This window comes from Mycobacterium sp., assembly GCF_052143115.1.
GTDB lineage: Bacteria > Actinomycetota > Actinomycetes > Mycobacteriales > Mycobacteriaceae > Mycobacterium.
Map to the genome: position 1 here is coordinate 19,161 of NZ_JBKQTQ010000114.1, position 12,922 is coordinate 32,082.

At 65.9% G+C, this 12,922-nt stretch carries 11 protein-coding genes and 1 pseudogene; 5 read left to right on the plus strand and 7 right to left on the minus strand.

Annotated features, from left to right (window positions below; translation table 11 throughout):
• Positions 1 to 129: 129 nt before the first annotated feature.
• A complete protein-coding gene (locus ACLQI9_RS12330) occupies positions 130 to 729 on the plus strand; it encodes a TetR/AcrR family transcriptional regulator (RefSeq protein ID WP_442384220.1) in 600 nt (199 codons plus the stop codon).
• Here the strand turns inward: ACLQI9_RS12330 and ACLQI9_RS12335 are convergent.
• Both ACLQI9_RS12335 and ACLQI9_RS12340 read right to left on the minus strand, forming a co-directional pair.
• Positions 704 to 1,624, minus strand: a complete 921-nt coding sequence (locus ACLQI9_RS12335; protein ID WP_442384250.1) for a cation diffusion facilitator family transporter — start codon at positions 1,622 to 1,624, stop codon at positions 704 to 706. The genes ACLQI9_RS12330 and ACLQI9_RS12335 overlap by 26 nt on opposite strands.
• 60 nt (positions 1,625 to 1,684) lie before the next feature.
• Positions 1,685 to 2,515: an oxidoreductase gene (locus tag ACLQI9_RS12340; RefSeq protein WP_442384222.1), complete on the minus strand. Its 831-nt coding sequence runs from the start codon at positions 2,513 to 2,515 to the stop codon at positions 1,685 to 1,687.
• 78 nt (positions 2,516 to 2,593) lie between these two features.
• On the opposite strand from ACLQI9_RS12340, the gene ACLQI9_RS12345 reads away from it, so the two are divergent.
• The gene (locus tag ACLQI9_RS12345) at positions 2,594 to 3,058 is read left to right on the plus strand and encodes a VOC family protein (RefSeq protein ID WP_442384224.1); all 465 of its coding nucleotides are present in this window, start codon (positions 2,594 to 2,596) and stop codon (positions 3,056 to 3,058) included.
• Between the two features lie 70 nt (positions 3,059 to 3,128).
• Here the strand turns inward: ACLQI9_RS12345 and ACLQI9_RS12350 are convergent, their stop codons facing one another.
• On the minus strand, positions 3,129 to 3,302 hold the full coding sequence (locus ACLQI9_RS12350; RefSeq protein WP_442384226.1) for a CsbD family protein: 174 nt from the start codon (positions 3,300 to 3,302) through the stop codon (positions 3,129 to 3,131).
• Positions 3,303 to 3,405: 103 nt separating this feature from the next.
• Between ACLQI9_RS12350 and ACLQI9_RS12355 the strand changes: the two genes are divergently transcribed.
• Positions 3,406 to 4,335, plus strand: coding sequence for a D-2-hydroxyacid dehydrogenase family protein (locus tag ACLQI9_RS12355; RefSeq protein WP_442391711.1), 930 nt, complete (start codon positions 3,406 to 3,408; stop codon positions 4,333 to 4,335).
• A 102-nt stretch (positions 4,336 to 4,437) separates the two neighbouring features.
• Here ACLQI9_RS12355 and ACLQI9_RS12360 read toward each other — a convergent pair.
• The 4 genes and pseudogenes from ACLQI9_RS12360 to ACLQI9_RS12375 form a co-directional block, all read right to left on the minus strand.
• Positions 4,438 to 4,998, minus strand: a pseudogene (locus ACLQI9_RS12360) (phosphatase PAP2 family protein); the annotation flags it as partial.
• 607 nt (positions 4,999 to 5,605) lie between these two features.
• Positions 5,606 to 5,818, minus strand: a complete 213-nt coding sequence (locus ACLQI9_RS12365) for a YbdD/YjiX family protein (RefSeq protein WP_442384230.1) — start codon at positions 5,816 to 5,818, stop codon at positions 5,606 to 5,608.
• A complete protein-coding gene (locus tag ACLQI9_RS12370; RefSeq protein ID WP_442391712.1) occupies positions 5,785 to 8,067 on the minus strand; it encodes a carbon starvation CstA family protein in 2,283 nt (760 codons plus the stop codon). The genes ACLQI9_RS12365 and ACLQI9_RS12370 overlap by 34 nt, the downstream gene beginning before the upstream one ends.
• Positions 8,068 to 8,110: 43 nt before the next feature.
• Positions 8,111 to 9,646 carry an ATP-dependent DNA ligase gene (locus ACLQI9_RS12375; RefSeq protein WP_442391713.1) on the minus strand — a complete coding sequence of 512 codons (1,536 nt, stop codon included), beginning with the start codon at positions 9,644 to 9,646 and terminating at the stop codon, positions 8,111 to 8,113.
• A 189-nt stretch (positions 9,647 to 9,835) separates the two neighbouring features.
• Here ACLQI9_RS12375 and ACLQI9_RS12380 point away from each other — a divergent pair, with 189 nt between their 5' ends.
• Positions 9,836 to 10,594 carry an SDR family NAD(P)-dependent oxidoreductase gene (locus ACLQI9_RS12380; protein WP_324435556.1) on the plus strand — a complete coding sequence of 253 codons (759 nt, stop codon included), beginning with the start codon at positions 9,836 to 9,838 and terminating at the stop codon, positions 10,592 to 10,594.
• Positions 10,595 to 10,695: 101 nt separating this feature from the next.
• Positions 10,696 to 12,861, plus strand: a complete 2,166-nt coding sequence (locus ACLQI9_RS12385) for an acyl-CoA dehydrogenase (RefSeq protein WP_442378767.1) — start codon at positions 10,696 to 10,698, stop codon at positions 12,859 to 12,861.
• The last annotated feature ends 61 nt before the right edge of the window (positions 12,862 to 12,922 follow it).

Consider the following 12,922-nt stretch of genomic DNA (forward strand, 5'->3'; position numbering starts at 1 on the left):
TCGCCTTCCCTCTGGCAGATGCCTGTGCTGACTTTCGCGCCAACGCCTGAAAACCGTTCGGTATTCCGAGACCGACTGGATGAATGATGATTCATCAGTAAAAAAACTGATCGGTGTACTGTCGGTCCTATGAACGATAAGCACACCGATTCTGCGTCGAGCAGCGCAAACGCGCAGGAAAGGATCCTGTCCGCCGCCGGATCGCTCTTCTACCGCGAAGGCATCCACGCGACGGGGGTGGAACGCATCGCAGAAGAGGCAGGCGTGTCAAAGCGCACGATGTACCAGCTCTTCGGGAGCAAGACGCGGCTGGTCGAGGCGTATCTGCGCCGTATCCACGACACCGGGGGGATGCCCAACGAGAAGGCCCTCGACAGTCCTGGTGCAAGCCCGCGCAACCGCCTATTGGCGATCTTCGACAGCCCGCCGGCCGATCGTTTCCGTGGCTGCCCTTTTCACAACGCGGCCGTCGAGGCGGCTGACCAGATGCCCGGTATTCACGACGTGGTACACGAACACAAGCTGCAGTTCATTTCGCGGCTCACCGACGTGGCCGCGGAAGCCGGCGCAGAAGACCCCTACCAGTTGGGCCATCAGCTGGCGGTGCTCTTCGAAGGTGCGACGTCATTGAGCACGTCGCTCAACGACACTGCGCCGTTGCTGCACGCGCGGTCTGCCGCGGAAGTCCTCATCGAGGCCGCCGTCAGGCGGCCCGTGCCGTCCACGTGAAGCTGTGCATCTCGGGAATTCGTGCTGTCAGTGCGGCGGCGACGCTGCGACCGAGTTGATCGGCGGCAGCCAGCGGAGTGTCGGGGTCGAGGAAGCCTTCCACCTCGACACGTAAAGTGCGCCCGGTCCAGCGGGCTCGAGCATGCGCATGCTGCACACCGGGTACCGCGATGGCGGTGGCTTCGGCGGTCGTGATGATCTCCGGTTCCACGCCATCGAGCAGCCGGTGCGCGATATCGGTGGTTACCTCGTAGCCCACGTGGCAGATGAATCCGGTAACCACGATGCCCGCGACCGCGTCGGCCCAAGCCCAACCAACAGCCACGCCGATCAGCCCGAGCATCGCCCCGGCCGAGGACAACGCATCCAGCCACGAATGCTTGGCGTCGGCCACCATGGTCGCGGAGCGGATCCGTCGGCCCACCGTCAGTTTGTAGCGCGCCACAACTTGATTGCCTGCAATGCCCACTGCCGCGGCAGCGATGCCCCAGCCGACGTGGCCCGTGCCGCCGTGACGCAGCAGCTTGTGGACGCTTTCAAAACCGGCGACCAGAGCGCTGCCCCAAATCACCAGTCCCACACCGATTCCGGCGAGGTCTTCGGCGCGCTCGTAGCCGTAGGGATAGCGCTCGGTGGGCAGGTGGCGTGATGCCCGGAATCCGACGAACACCAGGGCGCTGGTCGAGACATCCGACAAGTTGTGCAGCGCATCGCCCAGCAGTGCTACCGACCCCGATAACAGCGCGATCGCCAATTCGACCAGCCCGGTCAGCGCCAGTCCGACCGCGCTGACTGCGACCGCGCGATTGGCCTGCCGACGTTCGCCCGCATCGTCGACGACAGTGTCGAGCGGAAAACTTGTTGCCGGGTCACGGACTCCGTTGATCAGATGCATACCGAAAAGAATGCCCGGCCACGGCGAGATAGCCAAGAGCCGGACCGCTGACAGAGCCGCTCAGGAGTCGAAGTCGGTGCTGGTGGTCAGCCGTTCCCAGTTCGCGATCTCCTTCGTGCGCTCCTCGGCGACGTAGCGGTGAGCGGCGAGGGCATCGGCCCCGAGGAGCAGAAATGCCGGGGGCTCAGCTGATTCGACGGCGGTGATGATTGCGGCGCCAGCCTTGGCGGGGTCCCCGGGCTGGTTGCCATCCATGGTGTCGTGCTCTTTGCGACGCTGCCCGGCTGTGGCGGCGTAGTCGTCGATTACCGTGGCCGACTGGGCGAGTGAGCGTCCGGCGAAGTCGGTGCGGAATGCGCCCGGCTCAACGACGGTGACCGAGATGCCAAGCGGGGCGAGCTCACCACGCAGCGCCCCACTGAGGCCTCCGATCGCGGCCTTCGCTGCCGAGTAATAGCCCGATCCAACCGGGGTCAATTGAGCACCGATCGAGGAGATGTTGACGATGGCGCCGCTCCGGCGACCCCGCATGCCCGGCAGGACAGCCTTGATCATCGCGACGGTGCCGAAGAAGTGCGTTTCGAACAGGGTGCGGATGTCGGCATCGTCGCCTTCTTCGACGGCGGAGCGGTAACCATAGCCGGCATTGTTGACCAGGACGTCGACGCCGCCGAACCGCTGTTGAGCCTGCTGCACCGCCGAGGCGACTTGCTCAGGCTTGGTGACGTCAAGGGCGACGGCGAGCACACGCTCGGGCGACGCGTCGGACAGGTCGGCAACGCTGGTGACGTTACGAGCGGTGACGACGGCGTTGTGGCCGGCGCCGATAACCGCTTCGGCGAGCGCGTGGCCCAGCCCGCTTGAACAGCCGGTGATGAGCCAGGTGGACATCGGCAATGTGTACTTCTACTCGAGCCACCGCGTCAAGCGCTTGACCTGAAGTAAGGTTGAGGTCTTAACGTCGACGCTATGACTGAACAACCCCTGCCGGCGACCGGCTGGCCCGACGAATTGGCCTTGATCGGTGCGATCCGATTCGCCCGCCGCTCCGCGCATTTCGAGTCAACCGTCCAGTTTTACCGCGACCTGGTCGGACTGCCGCTCAATGCCACGTTCGGGGATAGCTACGGCAGCAACGGCGCGATATTCGGGCTGCCCGGAACCGCGCTGACCTTTGAGATCGTCGAGGCCGACGAACCCGTCGCGGTCGACGCCGGCGACCAGCTGTGCCTGTATTTCCCCGATGCGACCGCACAGCAGCAAGCGACAGCGCGGCTTTCGGCGGTGGGACTACAGCCAACCGAGTCCCATCCGTATTGGGCCGCGACGGGCGCCGTCACCTATCGCGATCCTGACGGCCGCGAAATCGTGTTCGCGCCGTTCATATTTGGCGTCAACGAACCTCCGGAAAGCAATGCATCGGGTGAGCACTGATTAACCAACGGAAGACCACCGGGGTCGCCGCAACCACCGGTGGCCGTCCTCTGCGCTAGTTCGTTGTGGCCTACTTCTTGAAGGCGTCCTTTACCTTTTCGCCCGCGTCTTTCAGGCTCGACTTCGCCTGGTCGATCTTGCCTTCGCTTTCGGTGCTGCGGTCTCCGGTGGCCTTGCCGACGGCCTCTTTCGCCTTGCCGGCGACGTCGTCAATCTTGTTGCTCACTTTGTCGTGGGCGCCCATGCGCTTCTGCTTCCTCTTGATGACTTATGGTTACGCTGGTTTGCGTCGAGGGGTATTTACCCGACCTGCTACCGCCTCAAACCGCATGTGGGACATTGGCACGATGCGGGTCGCGATCCTCGACGACTACCAGAATGTCGCGCTGAGCATGGCCGACTGGTCTGAGGTGGCGGCGCGCGCCGACATCACCGTCTTCAACGATCACCTGGCCGATCAGGACGCCGTCGTAAACGGGCTGGCGCCGTTCGATGTGGTGTGCGTGATGCGTGAGCGCACACCGCTGCCGCGTACCGTCATCGAGCGCCTGCCACGACTGAAGATGATCGCCTCCACCGGGCCGTTCAACGCTTCCATCGACGTCGCGGCCGCCAAGGAACGCGGCATCTACGTCAGCACGACCGGCGGCTATGTGGAGTCGACGGTCGAACTGACCTGGGCGCTGATCCTTGCCACCGCGCGCCGGATCGTCGACGAGTGCCTTTCGGTGCGCGACGGCGGTTGGCAATCCTCGGTCGGTCGTCAACTCGGCGGGACGGTGCTGGGCGTGTTGGGCCTGGGACGGATCGGCAGCCGGGTGGCGCGGGTCGGGTCGGCGTTCGGCATGGACGTTCTCGCGTGGAGCACGAACTTGACCCCGCAGGCCGCCGAACAATCCGGGGCGACCTACGTATCCAAAGACGAGTTGTTCAGTCGCGCCGACGTTCTGACCATCCATCTGGTGCTCAGCGAGCGCACTCGTGGTCTGGTCGGCGCCGCCGAATTGGGACTGATGAAACCGACGGCGTTGCTAGTTAACACATCGCGCGGCCCGATCGTCGATGAGCCAGCTCTCGTCGACGCGTTGCGGTCGCACCGGCTGGCCGGGTCCGGCCTCGACGTCTTCGACACCGAGCCGTTGCCGGCCAGGCACCCGCTGCGCTCGCTGGACACCGTGGTCGCCACCCCACACATCGGTTACGTCGCCGACCGCGTCTACCGCACCTTCTACGGTGAGGCCGCCGCCAAGATCGCCCGTTGGCTTAGCCAGGCCTGACTTCGGGGTGCGGCGCCGCGACCACCAGGTGTCAAGCCAACCGAAGACCAGCGACACCATCGCAGCGAGCGCCCAGCCCAGCAGGATGTCGATCACGAAGTGCTCCGCGGAGTACACGAGTACGAAGGCCATTGCCAACGGGTAAGCCACCAGCACCGGCCGCCACCTGCGCTTGACGCGTCGCCACAGGAACACCGAGATCATCGCGGTCAGTGCGGCGTGCAACGAGGGAATCGCCGCGACCAGATTCACGCTGGCCTGTCCGGAGTTGACCAGTGCGCCGGCCGATTGCAGATGCAGCGTTCCCCAGCCGCGAGTCGAGATCCGCTCAACGAACAGCTGCGCACCGGGCTGGCTTCTGCGCATCGGGCCCAGCAGCCCGCCGTGAGGGACGTGTCCGGGACCTCTGAACATGCAGCGCGGGCTGGACGGGCCACCGGCGATGTCGGCCGGTGTGCAGCGCGCGGCTGCCCACGGCGGTGCGGCCGGCGAAACGATGTAGACGACGAGCGCGGCGAAGGACAACGCGACGAACCGCCGGACAAACGCTGCCCAGTCGTTTCGGTTGCGCAGCCACAGCACTCCGGCGACCGCATAGGGCAGGATGAAAAACGACATGTAGACGCCGCTGATGATGACTTCCCACCACGGCGGTTGCGGCATCTTGATGCGCTCCTGCAACCACACGGTCGGGACGGTGCCGAAGAACAACCATCGATCCGCCTGGGGCTGGAAATGCCAAAGTGTTGGCGCTCCGAGCAGTGCGGCCGCCCCCCGGCTGAAGTCATACACCAGCAGCACTAACGCGAATGGGAGCCAATCGCACACGACCGCAAAAACTTTGTGCCCGCGACCGATGCTAGCGGCGATGAGCCCGGTGGCGATGTAGAGCAGCAGCAGTTCGCGGTTGAATGCGAGCCCGTCAGTCAAAGTCCGGTAGGTCACGACGAGGGCCCAGCTGGTGATCGCCGTCCGCCGGACCAGCGTCAGCCGACGCTGGTGCGTTGTCCCAGCGTCAACCTGTTCGGCGGCCCCGACCGGCTCGACCGGCACGGCATGGAGGTCCCTGGCGCCATGCGGCCGTCGGAGCGCTGCGGACTGTGGTTCGCGCGCCAAGACCTGGATTTTTCGACCGGTCGTGACTGACACCAAAGTGGACTCCCGCCGACGACAGAATGCATTCCCCCGTACATCTTGCCGTAACCTTCGTCGGCCGAGGTTTAACCTCCGGAAAGACGCGCGGTGTCACGGCACGTCGGGCGCCGCTTTCTCAGCAGCACCGCGCGCCGGGCTCGGCGCGGTATCGCTCCCGCCAGTAGTCCCGCTCGGACAGCACCGGTTCGCCCGGGTGCGTCCGTCGGCGGTAGTCGAGGTAGCGCCGGTAGTGGGTGTCGCCCATCACGGTGCCCCAGTACCACGAGATTCCGCGGGCGATACGGCGCAACCGGATCACCCCAACGGCGTCACGCGCAGCGCGTCCCATCGTCTTTGCACCTCCCGTTCCACCACAGTGGGGATCATGCCGGAGGGTGCGAACATCCTTGACGGCACCGGGTCGTCTTCGGTCAGCGGCTTGCCGGAGCCACGAATTGCCCTGTACGTCACGATAATTGCGGCTGCGAGCACTATTACTACGACGCTGGCAAAGATGATCGACAGCGTGCCCTGGATAAAGGAGTTTCTGATCACGTCGCTCAGCTGATCGGGCGTCTTCGCCGAGCCGAACGCGGTCTTACCGGATGCCTTGGCAGCGGCGTACTGAGAATGTTGAGTCCAATAGCCCAGGTTGGGATCTGACGAGAAGACCTTCTGCCACGACGCCGTCAACGTGACAGCAAGCCCCCATACCAGCGGAATGCCGGGTATCCACGCCCACTTCAGCAGACCTTTCTTGATGACGACGACGGTGATCACCGTCAATGCGATACCGGCCAGCAGCTGGTTGGCAATACCGAACAGCGGGAAAAGCGAGTTGATGCCGCCGAGCGGATCGGTCGTGCCGATCAGCAGCATGCTGCCCCACGACGCGGCAACGGCCAGGCTGCAGCCCCACGCGCCCGGACGCCAGCTCGGATTACGCAGTTTGGCCAGCGGACCGCCCAGATTGCCCAGCGCATCGGAGAGCATGAAACGCGCGACCCGGGGGCCGGCATCGACGGTGGTCAGGATGAATAAGGCCTCGAACATAATCGCGAAGTGATACCAGAACGCCTTGAGGCCCGTCCCGCCGAACACTTGATGGAGCACCTGCGACATCCCGAATGCCAGGGTCGGGGCGCCTCCGGTGCGTGACACGATCGACTGCTCGCCGACGCCGGCGGCGGCGGCGCGAATCTGTTCTCCGGTGACCGGCGTACCGGACAACCCCAAGCCGTTGACGTAGTGCGCGGCCGTGGTTGTCGTCGCGCCGGTCTTGGCGACCGGCGCGTTGAGGGCGAAGTACATGTGCTGGTTGAGGATCGACGCGGTGATTAATGCCATGACGGCGACGAACGACTCGGTGAGCATGCCACCGTAGCCGATCAGCCGCATCTGGCTTTCCTTCTCGAGCAGCTTCGGCGTCGTCCCGGACGAGATCAACGCGTGAAACCCCGACAGCGCCCCGCACGCGATGGTGATGAACAGGAACGGGAACAGCGAGCCGGCGAATACCGGGCCATTGCCGCGGCTGGCGAAACGCGAAATCGCCGGCGCCTCCATGGCCGGGTGGGCGATCAGGATGCCGACGGCCAGCAGGACGATGGTGCCGACCTTCATGAACGTCGACAGGTAGTCGCGCGGTGCGAGCAGCAACCAGACCGGCAGCACCGACGCCACGAATCCGTAGACGATGACGAACCACGACAAGGTAACCGGTGAGAAGTTAAACCACACTGCACCCCAACCAGTTTCGGCAACCCAGTTTCCGCTGGCGACCGCGAGCAGCAGCAGCACGCATCCGATCAGCGACACCTCGGATATCCGGCCAGGGCGGATGAACCGCAAGTAGCAGCCCATGAAAATCGCGATCGGGATGGTCATCGCGATCGAGAACACACCCCACGGGCTTTGCTGCAGCGCCCGCACCACCACCAGTGCCAGCACGGCGATGATGATCACCATGATGATGAAGATTCCGATGAGGGCGGCCGCCCCGCCGATGGCGCCGAGCTCGTCGCGGGCAATCTGGCCGAGGGTACGGCCGCGTCGCCGGGTGGAGATCCACAACACCAAGTAGTCCTGCACGCAGCCACCGAGCACCGCACCGACGATGATCCAGATCGCACTGGGCAGATAGCCCATCTGGGTGGCGAGAACCGGGCCGACCAACGGCCCCGCCCCCGCGATGGCGGCGAAGTGATGACCGAAGAGCACCCGCCGGTCGGTGGGCACATAGTCAGTGCCGTTTTCGAAGATTTCCGCTGGGGTGGCCTGGTCGTCGCGCGGCTGGACGATTTTTGTCTCGATGAGCCGCGCATAGAAGCGGTACCCGATGACGTAGGTGCAGATCGCCGCGACGACAAACCAGACCGCGTTGACCGTCTCACCGCGGACGAAGGCGATGACCGCCCAGGCCACTGCACCGAGCAGCGCGATAGCCCCGAAGATGATCTTGTGGCGGGTACTGATCGGTGAGCGGTCGATGATTGCGACGGGCGGCAGGTCAGCGTCGGCGTGGATGTAGCTGACGTGCCCGTTGTGCCCTTCCACGGCCGGGACCCTACGCGCCTGTGAACATGCCCATGTCTCCATCGGCGTGTCGCGTCGCGACGTTCACGGTCGCGCAACCGCTGGTTCAGCTCTGATGGAGGGCGCGCACGGTGTGGATGGTGTCGGCCTGGTCCGGACCCTTGTCGTCCCGGTAGCGCAGCACCCGGGCGAACCGCAGCGCCAAACCGCCGGGGTAGCGCGACGACTGCTGAACCCCGTCGAACGCCACCTCGACCACTTGCTCGGGTCGCAGCTGCACGACATAGCTATCGGTTCCACCGACGGCCAGTTCGGTAAACCGTGTGGTTTGCCAGTCCAGCATCGCGTCGGTCATCCCCTTGAACGTCTTACCCAGCATCACGTAGCCACCGCTGGCCGGGTCACGAGCGCCCAGATGAATATTGGACAGCTTCCCCCGACGCCGGCCCGAGCCCCACTCGACGGCCAGCACCACCAGGTCGAGGGTGTGGACCGGTTTGACCTTGAGCCAGCCGGCGCCGCGGCGGCCCGCCTCGTAGCGCGCGGTCAACGACTTGGCCATCACGCCCTCGTGGCGCGCGGCCAGCGTCGCCTCCAGGAAATCGGCCGCGGCGGCCGGATCCGAGGTGACCAGCCGATCGACCCGGTGCTGCGCGGACGTGATCTGGTCGAGCACCACCATCCGCTCGCTGGCGGCTGCGTCGAGGAGGTCGACCCCGTCGCAGTGCAGGATGTCGAAGAAGAACACCGACAGCGGCTGGCTCGCGCGGGCGGCCGGGACATCGACGGATCGGCCGAATCGCGATCCGGTGACCTGGAAGGGCTGCGGCCGGCCGTCTGGGCGCAACGCGATCGCCTCCCCGTCGGCGATCAAGTCGGTGACCGGTAGCGCCAGCGTCGCCTCGACCACCTCGGGCAGCCGGGCGGTGACGTCGTCGAGGCTTCGGGTGTAGACCGTCACCTGATTACCCGCCCGGTGCACCTGCACCCGTGCGCCATCCAGCTTTGCCTCGAACGCTGCTGTGCCGCCCAGTTTTTCGAGCGCCTCGGTGACGCTTGCCGCGGTCTGCGCCAGCATCGGGCCGACAGGTCGGCCCACCCGCAGGGTGAAGGCGTCCAGTGCCACTGTGCCGCCGGTAAGGCCCGCGGCGGCGACCGCGGGCAGGTGTCCGCCCAGCATCGCCGCGCGCCGCACGGCCGTGGCGGGGATCTGCGCGGCGGCGGCGACCGCATCGGCCATCACGCCGGCCAGCGCGCCCTGGCGCAGCTCACCGGTGAGCAGCCGTCGCAGAAACGTCTGCTCGACCTCTGTTGCGGACGCGAACAATCCGGCAACAAGCTCGGCGCGTCGCGCCTGCGAGCCCTTGCCCGAGACGGCGCCGATCGTCGAGAAGGTGGCGTCGACGCCGGTTACGGTCAGGCTCGGCTGCGCCGCGGGGGACGGTAGAGACCGCAAAGCCGCCCAGCCGATACCGATTTGGCGTTGCGGCAGCTCCCCGGAAAGCCACGACACGATGATCGCGACCAGCATGGGATCGGTTGCGGCCCGGCTGAGCAAGTCGGCGATCCGCGCGACTTTGGCCAGCCGCGAAGCGGAGCCACCCACTTCGGCCGAGGTCGTCGCCACGTCGATCAGCAGCACAGCCCACCTTCACACGCCTGGCCGACAACGTCACGCACGGCCGCGATAACGTGCAGCTACGCCCGGCGACGATGCAGAGCGCGCAGCGCGATGAGGAGAAGCCGGGCAATCGAAACGCCCGGCGACGATGCAGAGCGCGCAGCGCGATGAGGAGAAGCCGGGCAATCGAAACCTGTCAAGGAGGTTTGAATGGAGATCAACGGCAAGAAGGTGGTCGTCATCGGCGGCGCCTCGGGCATGGGCCGCGCCAGCGCCGAACTACTGGCCGCCCGCGGGGCGAGTGTCGCGGTGCTGGATCGCGAAGGTTCGGACGGCAAGGACGTCGCCGCCGGCATCGGTGGCTCCTTCTATCCGGTGGACGTCACCGATTTCGCCGGTACCGAGGAGACCCTGCAGTCCGCGGTCGACAGTCTCGGCGGCCTGCACGTCACGGTGACGACGGCCGGCGGTGGCATCGCCAAGCGGACGATGTCGAAGTCCGGTCCGCACGATCTCGAGTCCTTCCAGTCGGTGATCGACCTCAATCTCATCGCCACGTTCAACATCAGCCGGCTGGCGGCAGACCACATGAGCCGCAACGAGCCGGAGGACGAGGAGCGCGGCGTCATCATCAACACCGCGTCGATCGCGGCATTCGAGGGCCAGATCGGTCAGGTCGCCTACACCGCGGCCAAAGCGGGCATCGCCGGCATGTGCCTGACCATGGCACGCGATCTCGGATCGCTGGGCATCCGCGTATTAGCCATCGCGCCAAGCTTGTTCGCCACCGGGTTGACCAAGGGCATTCCGGACGAGTACGCCACCGCGCTGACCAAGGACGCGGCGTTCCCCAAGCGGCTGGGCCGCCCGGAGGAGTACGCCAAACTCGTGGCGGCCATCGTGGACAACCCGATGCTGAACGGCCAGTGCCTACGGCTGGACGCCGGACAGCGTTTCGCGCCTAAGTGATGCGATGGTCGTCGTTTGGGCCGACCACCCGGTTGGGAGGCAACCGCATTTAAGTACACTCTTTCCGACCGGCCTATTGCTTCTAAGAGGAAGGCCCTCGAATGGGTATCGCACTGACTGATGACCATCGCGAACTCGCCGAGGTCGCCCGCGGCTTCCTGACGTCGCAGAAGGCGCGTTCGGCGGCGAGGTCCCTGCTCGACGCGCCCGAGGAGGCCCGACCTCCGTTCTGGCAGGGCATCGTCGAACTGGGCTGGCTCGGCTTGCACATCGACGAGGAATACGGCGGCTCGGGCTACGGGCTGCCCGAGCTCGTGGTCGTCATCGACGAACTCGGCCGTGCGGTGGCGCCGGGCCCGTTCGTGCCGACCGTCATCGCGTCGGCGGTGATCGCCAAAGACGGCACCGCCGAGCAAAAGTCGCGGCTGCTCCCGGGGCTGATCGACGGAACCGTCACTGCTGGCATCGGTCTGGAAGGCCACGTAGGACTCAACGATGGCGTGGCCGACGGCGAGGCCGGACTGGTGTTAGGTGCGGGCCTGGGCGACATGCTGTTGATCGCAGCGGGTGACGACGTGCTGGTGGTGGAACGCGAGCGTGCCGGAGTCTCGGTCGAGGTCCCTGAGAATTTGGATCCGACTCGGCGCTCCGGCCGGGTCCGACTCCAGAAGGTGAGTGTCTCCGCCGACGACATCCTGCCGGGAGCGCGGGAATCGGCGCAGGCCCGCGCCCGAACGCTGCTGGCCGCCGAAGCAGTCGGTGGGGCGGCCGACTGCGTCGAAGCCGCCGTCGACTATGCCAAGGTGCGCCAGCAGTTTGGCCGCACCATCGCCACGTTCCAGGCGGTTAAGCATCACTGCGCGAACATGTTGGTCGGCGTCGAGTCGGCGATCGCAGCGGTATGGGACGCCTCCCGCGCGGCATCCGAGGATGAGGACCAGTTTCGGCTGGCGGCCGCTTCGGCGGCAGCGCTGGCCTTTCCGGCGTACGCGCGCAATGCGGAACTGAACATCCAGGTGCATGGCGGTATCGGTTTCACCTGGGAGCACGATGCGCATTTGCATCTGCGCCGAGCGTTGGTGACCACGGCACTGTTCGGCGGTGACGCGCCGGCCCGCGACGTGTTCGAGCGCACGGCCGCCGGTGCCGCTCGGGAGAACAGCCTGGACCTGCCGCCAGAGGCCGAGGAGTTGCGCACCAGAATTCGTGCCGACGCCGCCGAGATCGCCGCACTGGACAAGCACGCGCAGCGCGACAAGCTGATCGAAACGGGCTATGTGATGCCGCACTGGCCCAAGCCTTGGGGTCGCGCCGCGGACGCGGTCGAACAGTTGGTCATCGAAGAGGAATTCCGTGCGGCGGGCATCAAGCGTCCCGACTATGGCATCACCAGCTGGGTGATCCTGACCTTGATCCAGCACGGAACGCCTTGGCAGATAGAACGATTCGTCGAGAAGGCGCTCCGTAAAGACGAGATCTGGTGCCAGCTGTTCTCCGAGCCCGACGCCGGTTCGGACGCGGCGTCCATCAAGACCCGGGCCACCCGGGTGGATGGCGGCTGGAAGGTCAACGGGCAGAAGGTGTGGACCAGTGGGGCCCACTACTGCGCCCGCGGCCTGGCCACCGTACGCACCGACCCGGAGGTGCCCAAGCACGCCGGCATCACCACGGTGATCGTCGACATGAAGGCGCCCGAGGTCGAGGTTCGCCCGCTGCGGCAGATCACCGGTGGCTCGGACTTCAATGAGGTGTTCTTCAGCGACTTGTTTGTGCCCGACGAGGATGTCGTCGGGCCGCCCAATTCGGGCTGGACGGTCGCGAGGGCAACGCTGGGCAACGAGCGGGTCAGCATCGGCGGCAGCGGATCTTTCTACGAGGGGTTGGCGGCGCAGTTGGTTCAGCTGGTCTGGGACCATCCGGATCGGTTGGAGGGCGGGAGAATTCGGGTAGGGGCGTACCTTGCTGAGGAGAATGCCCTGCGACTGCTGAATTTGCGCCGCCTCGCGCGCAGCGTCGAAGGAGCGGGCCCGGGTCCAGAAGGCAACGTGACCAAGCTGAAGTTGGCCGAGCACATGGTCGAGGGCGCGGCGATCATGGCGGCGCTGGTAGGGCCCGAGGTCGCGGTGCTCGACGGGCCGGGCGTGCTGTCGGGCCGCTTGATCATGGGCGCCCGGGGCATGGCCATCGCCGGCGGTACCTCCGAGGTGACCCGCAATCAGATCGCCGAGCGGATACTTGGCATGCCACGCGACCCGCTGATCAACTAGCCCGCACGCCCTGGCGAGCAGACGCAAAAGCCCCCGACACGCCGGGCGTGCGGGGGCTTTT